Genomic DNA, 14116 nt, shown 5'->3' on the forward strand with positions numbered 1-14116 from the left:
TTTTATCGGAGAATTCATGGAAAGACTTCAAATAGCAAAAGCTCACGCAAAAAATAAAAAGAAAATTAAAAAAGCTTTCATTCAAATAAATCGTAGCTTGAACCAAGCTATAAAAGAGAATAAGACTGATTTAGAAGAAACTAATGTGCGTATGTTGATAATCTTATATGCATCCTATTTGGAGCCTGCCTTAGGTTACATTACTCACATTTATGAAAAACAGATAACAAATAAAATTAAAAATGATGTTTTGAGTAAGCGATCAGAAATAGATAAATGGCTTGAACTAATTGATGTTTTATTTAGGAAGCATTATTTGAATGGTACTTATAAAGAACTTAACCTGCTAAACCTTGGGCATACAAATTATCACAGATATAAATATATAAAAGAGTTGTGCGACACTGATATTAGAACGATCATTGAAATTCGAAACAAACTAGCTCATGGACAGTGGTCTATTGCATTGAATTCAGATGATTTCCAAAAGAATCAATCTGTAACAACTAAAATCTGGACTTTAACAAAAAAAGATACTCTTATTTTCAAGAGAATCATTATTAGCTTCGTTGATATAATGGAGTTACTTGCAGCTTCAGGGCAGCAACTAGCAAAAGATTTTGATAAAAAAGTACATAATTTAGAGCTCAAAAAAATTGAATTAGAAAACAGATATAATTGGCTTATTTCTAATATCAAAAGTAAAAAAATTGATGTAAGTGGTTTATAACAAGCTGTACAAGCGGGGCAACGACAGCGACACATTTGGCTCGGCTTCTCTTCGCTTCTCATTTTAGCCAAAGAATTAATTAGCCCTTTAACAGGGTGTTGCCCTTAGAAGTTTTTATGTGAAGTACACCTAATGCAACCTGTGACTTAAATCGCTTTTGTCCAGCTTCGATTCAATAGGACCTGCGCCAGCAAGTACTTGCCCCAAAATGTATTAGTTGTTGTATTTACCAAATACAACTTACAGAAAATACCTACAGATTAAACTTTTCCTTAGTCATGGAAGCTGCTTTATCGATGATAGTTAGATTAAGATCCATTGATGGGTAAATGTATGCTTTGTTAATACCAAAGCGTTCATCTAGAATTTGTAGAATTTGGGGCTTTAATTCTTTAGTGATCTTATAGATTCTACGGCCACTGTAATAGGTATCAGTTGAAGCGGTATACATCAACTGATCCATAGGAACTTCACTACGATGGTAAATAAACGCCCCTTTCTGATTAATGATGCGTTCACTGAAGCGGATATCGTCACCTTTAATGATTGGTGTCACTGTTGATGCACCATCTTTACTCAAGGTCGTACAATAATCTTTAAATACTTGTGCTCGCTCATCATTGGTCATATGCGTACCATCTTCCTTGAGCATATAACCAATTTCAGCTGATGGACCTTGACCAGCTAAAGCCATCATATTTTTAACATGTGAATAGATATCAAACATGTAGATGCTACAGTCACTTTCAGGCAATTCACAACAGGCAAAATACAAAGCAATCTTTGGATCATAGCTAAAATCAATCAGATCAGTTGGTAAGCCATAATGCTGAGCTAAATAGGCAATTGACTCATAAGAAATTTCTACAGAACCAAGATCAAGCATGTTTGTATAAAAATCATCTAGGATGCTAAACGATAGGTTCTTATATTCATTTTCATCGATTTCAGGTAAATTCACCATTGCATTGAAGCCTACATCAACCTCACGCCAATCTAGTCTTCGACTGTTGATGTAATAGCGGTAAAAAGTTGAAATACAAATAAAATCATAATTGGCCATCCCACGATAATAAATATCATTATGTGGATTTTCATTGAAAAATAAAGCTTCTATCTGCTCCAATGAATCGACATCGGTTTTATACCATGCTCTATAATCAAACGTTGGAAAATTCACCACATTACCTCGTTTGTAATTCGAAATTTTATATTAAATATATTCTAACAGTTAAATAAATCTTAAACGGTCAAAAAACAAAAAAACTATAAGAATGTGAGAGAGGCCTTTCACTGGAGTCGCTGCGCTACCAGCAAATATAAATCTTATTCTAGATTGAAACTCCAGCTGTCAAATTAGCTAAAATCCTGACTCAGTTATGTCCAAACACGAGTTTGCTCTGTCTGCTGATCCTAACATGTAGATAACCTAGGATAATTGCCACAAACAAAAAAAGCATTGTATATAGCGCGATATAAATCACACATACAATGCTCTTTAGAGACTATTTTAAATAACGAGGTTATTTTAGTGAGTCGTTAATTTCTTTTAGTGTTGCAACTGGATCTGCCGATTGAGTAATTGGGCGGCCTACAACTAAATAGTCGCTACCATCTTCTACGGCTTGTTTTGGTGTCATGATGCGCTTTTGGTCGCCTGCATCGCTGCCTGCTGGGCGAATACCCGGAGTAACTAGTTTAAAGCCTGCGCCAAGTTCTGCTTTTAGCTTTTTCGCTTCTTGTGCTGAGCACACTACCCCATCAAGGCCTGATTCTTTGGCAAGTTTTGCTAGATAAATTACTTGCTCTTCTGGCGTTTTATCTACACCTAAACGACTAAGTTCTGCAGCATCCATACTGGTTAGTACGGTTACTGCAATCAATAATGGTGCGTCATCACCAAACTGCTCTAAAGCTTGCTTTGCTTTAGTCATCATTTCAACGCCACCAGAGGCATGTACGTTAACCATCCATACACCCATTTTTGCAGCTGCTGTTACAGCTTTAGCCACTGTGTTTGGAATATCGTGAAATTTTAGGTCTAAGAATACATCAAAACCTAAGTCGATTAGTTCCTTAACAAAGCTAGGGCCAAAATACGTGAACATTTCTTTGCCTACTTTAAGGCGACACGTATCAGGCGATAATTGCTTTACAAACGCAAGAGCTGTTTGTTGATCATCATAATCAAGGGCAATTAATACTTTTTTTGAATCTTCGACAGACATAACTTTCCTAAAAACTAATGGACTAATATGAATTAAAAGCCGTCTATGCCACGGCTTGGAACAATTGTTTCCCAGTGCTTACAAGATGGACATACCCAATAAATGGTATGACTGGTAAAGCCACAGTGTTGGCACTGAAAATCAGGTTTGGTTGCGATATAAGACGTTACTAGCTTATCAATTTGATCGAGTACATCTTTAATATCGTTGTTTTGTTTGGCAAGTAGCTGTAATAAAAAGCTAAAGCCACGAATAGTCGGATGACGCTTTAAACTATCCGTTAAAAATTTGATTGCTTGCTCTATGTGACCTTGCTCAAGTAAAGCTTGGCAGTGTTTTATTTTTATTAATACGCCACCTTTATCGAGCAGTTCATTGAGTAATTCGTAAAACTGATGCGTTAAATTAAGCTTTTGATAACTGAGCGCCAATTCTTCAATAAACACCGGAGCAAAAAACGTGAATTGGCTAATAAGCTCGCGCCAATAGTAAATTGCTTTTACATAATCTTCTTTGGTAAAAGCACTGTGGCCAAGCTCATACAATGGGCGAATAGCTTTATGGTTTAAGCTTATAGCTTTACGCATAATTTGCGTATCATTGTCTTGTAAGGCCGCTTCACAGTAAAAATTGGCAATCGCTTTTACATGCTGAGGTTTAGTGAACAATTCACTGTGAGCCTCGTACATGTTAATGCCCTTTTCCCATTCACGGGTTTGTGAATAAAGATTAATAATTGGCTCTAAGGCTTCTTTATAGCCTGCCTTAACAAGCCATACTAAATGCTCTTCTGCACCATCTAACAAGCCTGCCATAATGTAATCTTCAGCAAGTTCTAAGCGGCTAGTTGCAGCTTGTTGCTCATCAAGACTTGGATGTTTTAATAGCAGCTCATGAATTTTAATGGCGCGGTCAAGTTCGCCACGGCGGCGGAACATAGTTGCAAGCGTTGAATAGTGTTCAACAGAATCAGCGGCAACTTCGAGTAGATTAATAAGGTGCTCTAAGCCTTGGTCTTCTTCTCTGTCTAAGAGAAATTTAAGGCCTTTAGAATATTCAGAGGTAATTTGGCGATTAAGCTGATGAGCTTGGTTTTTAGCGCTGTTTTTACCCATTATCCAACCGTAACCGGCTGCAACGGGTAAAAGTAAAAACAGAAGCTCAATCATGATTAGGTGTCTTTATTAGCAACAAGCTTTTTATTGTTTTTTTCAGGCGCTAATTTTTTCTTTAAGCGATAATTTTGCCACTTTAACTGAGAAAACAGTGTAAAGCTTATAAAACAACCAATTGCGACACCTAAAATAAAGCAGATACTTATTACAACAGCTAGGGGCAAAGTATTACTGGCGATTAAATAATTGATTTGCACCAATTGTGGATTCTGTGAACCAAGTACAAACGCAATAAATAAACACAGCGCAATTAATACAATTTTTAATACCCTAAACAAGTAACTACTCCTGTATAAAACTAGGCAATACTCGCATTTACGCGGTCACGTAATTCTTTACCTGGTTTAAAATGTGGTACGTGCTTACCGTCTAACTCAACTGTTTCGCCAGTCTTTGGATTACGACCTGTGCGAGGAGAACGATAATGCAATGAGAAACTTCCAAAGCCACGGATCTCGATGCGATCTGAGCTAGATAATGATCCGGCCATTTGTTCAAGAATTTCTTTAACGGCATTTTCAACATCTTTCACAGGGATGTGTGCATGTTGCTCGGCAAGTTGTTCTATCAATTCTGACTTAGTCATAGCGTTTCCTTAAAGAGTGGTAAAGGAAGGGCAAAACTGCCCTTCCAATTTCAAAAGACTAGATATTAGTCTTTTTGAGCATTTTTGAATGCTGCAGCCATAGCGTTTTCGAACGCTGGCTCTTCTTTCTTAAGCTTCTCTAGTACTTCTTTCTCTTCTGCTTCGAAAAGAGCTTTAACAGATAAGCTTAAAGTGCGGTTCTTACGATCAACACCAACGTATTTCGCTTCGATTTCGTCGCCTGCAGAAACTACAGTAGTAGCATCTTCAACACGCTCTTGAGCGATATCAGCTACACGGATGTAACCTTCAACGCCTTCGATTAGCTCAACAGTTGCGCCTTTCGCATCAACTTCAGTCACTTTACCTTTAACAATAGCACCTTTTTTGTTTGCGTCCAGGTAGTTATTGAATGGGTCAGCTTCGATTTGTTTAACGCCTAGAGAGATACGCTCACGCTCTGGGTCAACTTGTAATACGATAGCAGTGATTTCGTCGCCTTTCTTGAATTCACGTACAGCTTCTTCGCCTGGCGTGTTCCAAGAAATGTCTGAAAGGTGAACAAGACCGTCAATACCGCCTTCAAGACCGATGAAGATACCGAAGTCAGTGATTGATTTGATCTTACCAGTAACTTGGTCGCCTTTGTTTTGTAGACGAGCAAATTCTTGCCATGGGTTAGCAATACATTGCTTAAGACCAAGAGAAATACGACGACGCTCTTCGTCGATTTCAAGAACCATAACTTCAACAGTGTCACCTAGTGAAACAACTTTTGAAGGGTGGATGTTCTTGTTAGTCCAATCCATTTCAGAAACGTGTACTAGACCTTCTACGCCTTCTTCGATTTCAACGAAACAACCGTAGTCAGTAAGGTTAGTTACACGACCAGAAAGCTTAGAACCTTCTGGGTAACGACCAGCGATAGCTGCCCATGGATCTTCGCCAAGCTGTTTAAGGCCTAGAGATACACGAGTCTTTTCTTTGTCGAATTTAAGAACTTTAACTGCGATTTCGTCGCCAACATTAACGATTTCTGAAGGGTGCTTAACACGCTTCCACGCCATGTCTGTGATGTGTAGTAGACCGTCAACACCACCAAGGTCAACGAACGCACCGTAGTCAGTAAGGTTCTTAACGATACCTTTAACTTCTTGACCTTCAACAAGGTTAGCAAGAAGTTCTTCACGCTCTTGTGAGTTCTCTGATTCGATAACTGCACGGCGAGAAACAACAACGTTGTTACGTTTTTGGTCAAGCTTGATTACTTTGAACTCAAGCTCTTTACCTTCAAGGTGAGTTGTGTCACGTACTGGACGAACATCAACAAGTGAACCAGGTAGGAAGGCACGGATTGAATCAACTTCAACAGTGAAACCGCCTTTAACTTTACCGTTGATAACACCAGTAACAGTCTCTTGCTCTTCACATGCTTTTTCTAAGCGGATCCACGCTTCGTGACGCTTCGCTTTCTCACGAGAAAGGATAGTTTCACCGAAACCGTCTTCGATTGCGTCTAAAGCAACATCTACTTCGTCGCCAACAGCAACTTCTAGTTCACCAGCAGCATTTTTGAATTGCTCAGCAGGGATTGCACTTTCAGATTTAAGACCAGCATCAACAAGTACGATGTTGTTCTCGATTGAGATAACAGTACCTTTAACGATAGAGCCTTGCTCTGCTTCAAAACCCTTAAGGCTTTCTTCAAATAACTGCGCAAAATTTTCTGACATTATACGTCTCTAAATAATTAAATAACCAATTAGCAACCATGCTGCATGGGGTTGTTAAAATAGCACTAGCTTCCTGCCGGCACCTTAATAAATTACTTTTAAGCTTTTGGAAGCTTTCCTGCAAGTACTGCTTCGTCGAGTAAAGTTACAACTTTATCAAACACTTGCATTGCATTAAGCTCGCTAGTATCGAGCTCAATAGCGTCTTCTGCAGGAACAAGCGGCGCAACTTCACGCGTCATATCACGGTGATCGCGAGCTTTTATGTCCTCAAGTAGACCACTTAGTGTAACATCAAGACCGCGTTCGTTCAACTCAGCAAAGCGACGACGAGCGCGCTCTTCAGCTGATGCGGTTAAATAAATCTTCAATGGTGCATCTGGGAACACAACTGTGCCCATGTCACGACCATCGGCAATTAAGCCGCTCTCAGTACGAAACGCACGTTGACGACGTAATAATGCTTCTCTCACCCGTGGTAATGCAGCAATCTTTGATGCCGCAGCACCCACTTCTTCGTTACGAATTGTGGTTGTGACGTCTTCGCCTTCCAAGACAATTTTAGAAGTATGCGTTTGGCTATCGACCAAAAACTGTACATCTAAGTTTGCAGCTAACGGAACTAGCGCATCTTCATTATCTAGTTCAATTTGATGATGAAGCGCTGCAAGTGACAGCACACGGTAAATCGCTCCACTGTCTAATACATCCCAACCTAATTTCTCGGCTAACAAGCGACAAACAGTTCCTTTACCTGAACCACTTGGGCCATCGATGGTGATTACGGGCATTGATAACGCCTGCATTTATAACCTCCTGCAATGCACACCAAAATAAAACCGCGGTATTATACGCCAGTTCTAGAAATAGATCCGCATTTAGAATGTAACTTTTTATATTTTCTTCTGTTTTATTGACTTGAGACAGACTCTAGTACTTTGAAAAACGTTGGAAAAGTTTTGTATGTACACTTAGGATCGTTAATGGTTATCGGCTTTCCGCCAACGGCAACCATTGCAAAACACATGGCAATACGGTGATCATTATAGGTATCAATCGCTACATCGTTAAATGTGTCTGGTGGTGTAATTTCGATGAAATCTTCACCTTCAACCACTTCTGCACCAACTTTACGAAGCTCAGTCGCCATGGCATATAAGCGATCTGTTTCTTTTACACGCCAGTTATAGATATTACGAATAGCTGTTTTACCTTTAGCAAAAAGCGCAACAGTGGCTAGTGTCATTGCCGCATCAGGGATTGCATTGGCATCAATATCGACCGCGTTTAGCTCGCCTTTACGTACCACCAGCTTTTCATCGTACCAATCGATTTTAGCGCCTACTTGTTCCATGACTTTGGCAAAACCAATATCACCTTGAACAGATGCCGCACCTACCCCGTTAATTTCAATTTCGCCACCTGCTATTGCAGCCGCCGCAACAAAATAAGAGGCGCTTGATGCATCACCTTCAACCATAATACGCTCAAGTGCTTGATACTGCTGACAGCCTTTAACGTAAAACGTTTCGTAGTTGTCATGGCTTACTGTAACACCAAAGCGCTTCATTACATCTAGGGTAATATCGATGTAAGGCTTTGATACCAGTGTGCCTTTGATGGTGATTTCTGTATCGCCATTAAATAATGGTGCAGCCATTAGTAACGCTGTTAGGAACTGGCTAGAAATGCTGCCATCAATTTCAACTTTGCCACCGTTGATTTTGCCGCCTTTAATGGCCAGTGGTGGATAATCTTTATGCTTAAGGTATTCAACATCACCACCGAGTGCTTGCAGTGCATCAACCAAATGGCCGATTGGGCGCTCTTCCATACGAGGCTCGCCCACCAGCTGGTACTCCCCTTCTACAGCAGCTAAAACCGCTGTCAGTGGACGATAAGCAGTTCCGGCATTACCTAAAAATAAAGGCTCGCTCGGAGTTTTAAATTTTCCTGCAACACCCTCTACGGTGGCCACTGTTTTATCTTCATTAAGCGATACATTTACGCCTAAAAGATTTAATGCACCTAGCATGTGACGAATGTCATCACTGTCTAGTAGGTTTTCAACAACCGTTGTGCCCTCAGCAAGAGCAGCTAGTAACAAAATACGGTTTGATAAGCTTTTTGAGCCTGGTAGTGTCACACTACCATTTACCTTTGTAATCGGTTCAAGACGAAGCTGTTCCATAATTAGCTGTTCTCCTTGGCGAATTCTTCCATAAAATTAACCAAGGCTTGAACACCTTCAAGTGGCATCGCATTATAAATGCTTGCGCGCATACCACCGACAATACGGTGACCTTCAAGGGCTAATAATCCTGCTTCTTTTGACTCACTAATGAATTTATCATTCAGTGATTCGTCGTTTAACCAAAACGGAACGTTCATGCGCGAACGGCAATGCTTAGCAACTTTGTTGCTGTAAAAATCTGAGCTATCAATGTAGTTGTAAAGAAGCTCTGCTTTTGCGATGTTTTGTTCTTCCATCGCTTTAACGCCGCCGTTTGCTTCAAGCCATTCAAATACTTCAGCAGCTAAGTACCACGCAAATGTCGGTGGTGTGTTATACATGCTGCCTTGTTTGGCTTCTAAGGCGTAATCAAGAATACCTGGCTTTGCAAGACCTTCACGCTCAAGAAGCGTTTTGCGAACAATAACAATCGATAAACCAGACGGGCCAATATTCTTTTGTGCCCCAGCGTAAATAAGATCAAACTGATTTACATCAAACTCGCGCGATAAAATAGTCGATGACATATCAGCCACAATCGGTGCTGATGGGTGTGATGGTACGTCAAAAATTTCAATGCCATCTACGGTTTCATTCGGACAATAGTGAATGTAAGACGCATCAGCAGGTAATTCCCAGCTGCTTGCTGGTTTAATAGAGAACAGGCCATTTTGCTGCTCATCATCACGTACATTGATACTTTCAACTGCAGTGAATTTTGCCGCTTCTGAAGTAGCCCCTTTAGACCACACACCGTTTTCACAGTAAACGGCTGGCTTATCATCAAGGTGAAGATTCAGTGGCACAGCACTGAATTGACCACGGCCGCCGCCGTGCATAAATAAAACTTCAAACTCATCGCTAATATTCATTAAACGACGCAGGCTTGCTTCACATTTTGTGGTAAGCGCTAAAAAGTCGCTGCTGCGATGGCTAATTTCCATCACAGAGACACCTAAACCTTGCCAATCTATAAATTCTTTTTGTGCTTTTTGCATAACTGCCGGCGGTAGCATTGCCGGTCCTGCACAAAAATTATACTTAGTCATTACTTTGCCTCATTCCAGTAATTATAGTGCGGATAAAAAAAGCGGCCGAAGCCGCTTTTTAAATCAATGTTATTCTGAAGGTGGGTTATCACCCGTTTCTTCAGTATTGGTATCGACTACTTCAACGGCCTCGCCTTCGATGGCTTCAAGCTCATCAACTTCGATTTCTTCGATACGTTGTAAACCAACTACTTGCTCTTCGTCAATAGTTCGTATCAAAATAACGCCTTGAGTATTACGACCAACCGTAGAAACCTCGTTTACACGGGTACGTACTAAGGTACCGCGATTCGAGATAATCATGATTTCGTCGTTATCGTCAACTTGTACTGCACCAACCACAGCGCCATTACGTTCGCTTACTTTGATTGATACAACACCTTGTGTTGCACGGCTCTTCGATGGGTAATCTTCAAGTGCTGTACGCTTACCGTAACCGTTTTCTGTCACAGTTAGGATTGCACCATCTGACTTAGGTACGATTAACGACACAACGCGTTGGTCGTCAGCCATCTTAATACCACGAACACCTGTTGCTGTACGACCCATTGGACGTACACCTTTGAAGCGGATTTCTGGGTTACCGTTTTCGTCTAGAACTGGGTTACCGTTTTCATCAACAACTTCTGACTCTTCCGCTTCTTTAAAGCGAACAACTTTACCAGCATCAGTGAATAGCATGATTTCATTCGTGCCATCAGTGATATCAACACCAATTAGGCTATCGCCTTCATTTAGGTTAACAGCGATGATACCGCTCGCACGTTGACGGCTGTATGCTGTAAGTGGTGTTTTCTTAACTGTACCAAACGCAGTTGCCATGAAGATGTATTTATCTTCTTCGTACTCACGTACTGGTAAGATAGCAGTAATACGCTCATCTGCTTCAAGTGGTAATAAGTTAACAATTGGCTTACCACGCGCTGCACGGCTTGCTAATGGTAACTGATAAACTTTCAACCAATATAAGCGACCTGCTGTTGAGAAACACAGGATTGTATCGTGCGTGTTAGCAACTAATAGACGTTCGATGAAGTCTTCATCTTTCATCTTCGTTGCTGATTTACCTTTACCACCACGACGCTGTGCTTCGTAGTCAGATAATGGTTGATACTTAACGTAACCTTCGTGAGAAAGCGTTACAACAACGTCTTCTTCATTGATTAGGTCTTCAAGGCTAATATCGTGAGCAGCTGCACTGATTTCAGTACGACGTTCGTCACCATATTGCTCTTTAATTTCTACTAGCTCATCGCGGATAACTTCCATTAAACGCTCTGGGCTTGAAAGAATGTGTAAAAGCTCAGCAATTAGATCAAGTAAGTTTTGGTACTCGTCTAAGATCTTCTCATGCTCAAGACCTGTTAGTTTGTGTAAACGTAGGTCTAGAATTGCTTGTGCTTGTTGCTCAGATAAATAGTACTGACCGTCACGGATACCTAGATCAGCCGCTAACCAATCAGGACGTGCTACGTTATCTTCACCTGCTTTTTCAAGCATTGCTTTAACAGTGCCTAGTTCCCAAGGACGTGCTGTTAGTGCAGCTTTCGCTTCTGCTGGTGTTGGTGACTTACGAATAAGTTCGATAATTGGGTCGATATTCGCAAGGGCAATCGCTAGGCCTTCAAGCGTGTGAGCACGGTCACGGGCTTTACGTAAATCGAATACAGTACGACGTGTAACAACTTCACGACGGTGCACGATAAACGCTTCAAGCATTTCTTTTAAGTTGAAACACTTAGGTTGGTTGTTATCAAGTGCAACCATGTTCATACCAAACACAGTTTGTAACTGAGTTTGTGCATATAGGTTGTTTAAGATTACTTCACCAACATCACCACGTTTGATTTCGATAACGATACGCATACCGTCTTTATCTGATTCATCACGTAGTGCGCTAATACCTTCAATCTTCTTATCTTTAACAAGCTCTGCGATCTTTTCGATAAGGCGTGCTTTGTTAACTTGATAAGGGATTTCGTGAACGATGATTGTTTCACGACCGGTTTTTTCGTCAACTTCGATTTCAGCTCGAGCACGGATATATACTTTACCACGGCCGGTTAAGTACGCTTGCTCAATGCCTTTTTTACCATTGATAATCGCCGCAGTCGGGAAATCTGGACCTGGGATATATTCAATAAGGTCAGCAATTGACATATCTGGGTTTTGAATAAGCGCTAAACAACCATTGATAACTTCTGTTAAGTTATGAGGTGGAATGTTTGTCGCCATACCAACCGCGATACCCGAAGAACCATTTACTAATAAGTTAGGTACTTTAGTAGGTAATACGTCAGGAATTTGCTCAGTACCGTCGTAGTTCGGTACGTAATCAACCGTTTCTTTTTCTAAATCAGCTAATAATTCATGTGACATTTTCGCCATACGGACTTCCGTATAACGCATTGCTGCCGCAGAGTCACCGTCAACAGAACCAAAGTTACCTTGGCCGTCAACAAGCATGTAGCGTAATGAGAAAGGCTGCGCCATACGAACGATGGTGTCATATACCGCGCTGTCGCCATGTGGGTGGTACTTACCGATTACATCACCAACAACACGTGCTGATTTCTTGTAAGGTTTATTCCAATCATTATTGAGTTCGTTCATTGCAAATAGAACGCGGCGGTGAACAGGCTTTAAGCCGTCACGTACGTCTGGCAATGCACGTCCTACGATTACACTCATCGCGTAATCAAGGTAGGAGTTTTTTAATTCATCTTCAATATTGACTGGCAGAATTTCATTGGCGAGATCAGTCATTTGATTTCACATTCCTTCAGTATTGACTCATTAAGAGGCAAACCGCCGTCTTAAGAGCTTTAGTTATTATTTCCAGACCATGCTATCACAATTTATTTAGATTTACAGGCGCTAAATCTTTGCGATTTATTAATTTCCCCCTATATAATGGCCTCAGATTAACGAGGAAGTTTTTTATGACCGAGCATCAAAATGTAGATAATGCAGAAATTGCAAAGTTTGAAGCCATCGCAGAACGTTGGTGGGACCGCGACGGAGAGTTCAAACCCCTTCATGAAATAAATCCTCTACGTTTGGATTTTGTCGCTGATAAAGTAGGCGGCTTATTTGATAAGGAAACCTTAGATGTTGGCTGTGGTGGCGGCATCTTAAGTGAAAGTATGGCGCGTATGGGCGCTAAAGTAACCGGCATCGATATGGGCCAAGAGCCACTTACCGTTGCTAAGTTACATAGTTTAGAAACAGGCGTACCTGTTGATTATATAAAAGTACCTGCAGAGCAATTCGCTGCTGAGCACCCTGCTCGCTTTGATGTAGTGACTTGTATGGAAATGCTTGAGCATGTTCCAGATCCTGCTTCTATTATTCGTGCTGTAGCAGAGCTTGCTAAACCGGGCGCCGATGTATTCTTTTCAACATTAAATAAAACACCAAAAGCTTATTTGTTTGCTATTGTCGGTGCTGAAAAGCTTTTAAAAATGGTACCTGAAGGTACTCATGATCATAAAAAGTTTATCAAACCTGCACAGCTTATTGCATGGGCAGAAGAAGCGGGATTAAAAGTACGCGCCAGTACCGGCCTTCACTATAACCCGTTTTCTAAGCAGTACAGCTTAAATGATGATGTAAGTGTTAATTACATCCTCCACTTTGAGAAACTAGCCTGATGAGTGGTGTGCAAGCACCCTCTATCGATTTTGATGCTTTTATCTTTGATTTAGATGGCACACTACTCGATACCGCGGATGACTTAGGTGGTGCATTAAACCGAGTGTTAGCAGACGCCAATGTAGCGCCTGTTGCTGAGCATGTTTATCGCCCTGCTGCTTCTAACGGTGCAAATGCATTATTAGAAGTGGGCTTTGGTGATAAATGGCCTGAACTTGAACAACTCGCCTTGCGCCAACAGCTTCTTGATTACTACGCCGAAGATATTGCTGTACACAGTAAATGTTTCAATGGCATAGAACAGCTTTTAATTGCACTTGAGCAAAACAATATAAAGTGGGGCATTATGACTAATAAGCCCGGCTTTTTAACTGAGCCCTTAGTACAAGCTATTCCCTCTTTGCGTGATGCAAAAGCGGTTGTGAGTGGCGATACATTAGCTGTGTCAAAACCATCACCGGATCCACTATTACACACCGCTGAGATCTTAGACGTTGATCCGAGCCGTTGTTTGTATATCGGTGATGCTGAACGTGATATTCAAGCTGCAAAAGCGGCCAATATGTACAGCGCAACAGCGTTATGGGGTTATATACCCAGTGTAGACGCTGCACTTGGCTGGCAAGCGGATTTCAATTGGCAAACGCCAATAGATGGTTTTAACCATATATAGTATTATTTGATAACTTAAACACCATATATTGTGATTTGATTTACTTTTGAGCATT

At 40.9% G+C, this 14116-nt stretch carries 13 protein-coding genes; 3 read left to right on the plus strand and 10 right to left on the minus strand.

Annotation, left to right across the window (positions count from 1 at the left end; all coding sequences use genetic code 11):
- Positions 1 to 16 precede the first annotated feature (16 nt).
- A complete protein-coding gene (locus MTF66_RS05650; protein WP_248526693.1) occupies positions 17 to 730 on the plus strand; it encodes a hypothetical protein in 714 nt (237 codons plus the stop codon).
- A gap of 253 nt (positions 731 to 983) precedes the next feature.
- Here MTF66_RS05650 and MTF66_RS05655 read toward each other — a convergent pair whose 3' ends face one another.
- The 10 genes from MTF66_RS05655 to gyrA form a co-directional block, all read right to left on the minus strand.
- Positions 984 to 1910, minus strand: a complete 927-nt coding sequence (locus tag MTF66_RS05655; RefSeq protein WP_248526694.1) for an FRG domain-containing protein — start codon at positions 1908 to 1910, stop codon at positions 984 to 986.
- Between the two features lie 343 nt (positions 1911 to 2253).
- Positions 2254 to 2958, minus strand: a complete 705-nt coding sequence (pyrF, locus tag MTF66_RS05660; RefSeq protein WP_248526695.1) for an orotidine-5'-phosphate decarboxylase — start codon at positions 2956 to 2958, stop codon at positions 2254 to 2256.
- Between the two features lie 32 nt (positions 2959 to 2990).
- Positions 2991 to 4127, minus strand: a complete 1137-nt coding sequence (gene lapB, locus MTF66_RS05665; RefSeq protein WP_058585078.1) for a lipopolysaccharide assembly protein LapB — start codon at positions 4125 to 4127, stop codon at positions 2991 to 2993.
- Positions 4128 to 4129: 2 nt separating this feature from the next.
- Positions 4130 to 4411 carry a lipopolysaccharide assembly protein LapA domain-containing protein gene (locus MTF66_RS05670; protein ID WP_054551349.1) on the minus strand — a complete coding sequence of 94 codons (282 nt, stop codon included), beginning with the start codon at positions 4409 to 4411 and terminating at the stop codon, positions 4130 to 4132.
- A 20-nt stretch (positions 4412 to 4431) separates the two neighbouring features.
- Positions 4432 to 4719, minus strand: a complete 288-nt coding sequence (ihfB, locus tag MTF66_RS05675) for an integration host factor subunit beta (RefSeq protein WP_036968575.1) — start codon at positions 4717 to 4719, stop codon at positions 4432 to 4434.
- Between the two features lie 65 nt (positions 4720 to 4784).
- Complete coding sequence (rpsA, locus tag MTF66_RS05680) at positions 4785 to 6452, minus strand: 30S ribosomal protein S1 (RefSeq protein ID WP_054551350.1); 1668 nt, start codon at positions 6450 to 6452, stop codon at positions 4785 to 4787.
- Positions 6453 to 6550: 98 nt separating this feature from the next.
- Complete coding sequence (gene cmk, locus MTF66_RS05685) at positions 6551 to 7258, minus strand: (d)CMP kinase (RefSeq protein WP_058585079.1); 708 nt, start codon at positions 7256 to 7258, stop codon at positions 6551 to 6553.
- Between the two features lie 104 nt (positions 7259 to 7362).
- Entirely contained in the window at positions 7363 to 8643 is a 1281-nt protein-coding gene (gene aroA / locus MTF66_RS05690; RefSeq protein WP_248526696.1) for a 3-phosphoshikimate 1-carboxyvinyltransferase, read from the minus strand.
- A gap of 2 nt (positions 8644 to 8645) precedes the next feature.
- On the minus strand, positions 8646 to 9734 hold the full coding sequence (gene serC / locus MTF66_RS05695; RefSeq protein WP_248526697.1) for a 3-phosphoserine/phosphohydroxythreonine transaminase: 1089 nt from the start codon (positions 9732 to 9734) through the stop codon (positions 8646 to 8648).
- 69 nt (positions 9735 to 9803) lie between these two features.
- A complete protein-coding gene (gene gyrA / locus MTF66_RS05700) occupies positions 9804 to 12500 on the minus strand; it encodes a DNA topoisomerase (ATP-hydrolyzing) subunit A (protein WP_175082000.1) in 2697 nt (898 codons plus the stop codon).
- Between the two features lie 176 nt (positions 12501 to 12676).
- On the opposite strand from gyrA, the gene ubiG reads away from it, so the two are divergent.
- Together ubiG and MTF66_RS05710 are read left to right on the plus strand one after the other, a co-directional pair.
- Positions 12677 to 13387, plus strand: a complete 711-nt coding sequence (gene ubiG, locus MTF66_RS05705; protein ID WP_058585083.1) for a bifunctional 2-polyprenyl-6-hydroxyphenol methylase/3-demethylubiquinol 3-O-methyltransferase UbiG — start codon at positions 12677 to 12679, stop codon at positions 13385 to 13387.
- Positions 13387 to 14061, plus strand: a complete 675-nt coding sequence (locus tag MTF66_RS05710) for an HAD family hydrolase (protein WP_063528553.1) — start codon at positions 13387 to 13389, stop codon at positions 14059 to 14061. The genes ubiG and MTF66_RS05710 overlap by 1 nt, the downstream gene beginning before the upstream one ends.
- Positions 14062 to 14116 lie beyond the last annotated feature (55 nt).

It is taken from the genome of Pseudoalteromonas sp. 2CM39R, assembly GCF_023161845.1.